The 553-nt window shown below is 65.8% G+C and carries 1 protein-coding gene; it reads left to right on the plus strand.

Annotated elements, in window-relative coordinates:
• The coding region (locus CLD20_RS20040; protein WP_255600021.1) for an isocitrate/isopropylmalate family dehydrogenase at nucleotides 1-553 on the plus strand (553 nt) is incomplete at both ends.

Here is a 553-nt window from a genome sequence, read left to right on the forward strand (position 1 = left end):
GCTGTTCGCGAACCTGCGCCCGGCGATCCTCTATCCGCAGCTCGCCGAGGCCTCGACGCTGAAGCCGGAGGTGGTTGCCGGGCTCGACATCATGATTGTGCGCGAGCTGACCGGCGGCATCTACTTCGGTGAGCCGCGCGGCGTCGAGACCCTGGCGAACGGCGAGCGCCGCGGCCTCAACAGCCTGGTCTATACCGAAAGCGAGATCGAGCGCATCTGCCGGGTCGCGTTCGAGATCGCGCAGAAGCGCGGACGGCGGGTCTGCTCGGTCGATAAGGCCAACGTGCTCGAGTGCACCGAGCTCTGGCGCGAGGTCGCGACCCGGGTGGCCGGTGATTACCCGGACTGTGAACTGAGTCACATGTACGTCGATAACGCGGCGATGCAGCTTGTTCGGGCGCCGAAACAGTTCGATGTGATGGTGACGACGAACATGTTCGGGGACATCCTCTCCGATGCGGCGGCGATATCCTTGGTGCGCAGACCGCGCTCGAGCACCGCCGAGACCGCCGCCTCGATGCGGTCGTCGACGCCTTGCGAGCAGCGAGTTAGG

Source organism: Afifella sp. IM 167 (genome assembly GCF_020144925.1).
In the GTDB taxonomy this organism is placed as follows: Bacteria; Pseudomonadota; Alphaproteobacteria; order Rhizobiales; family Afifellaceae; genus Afifella.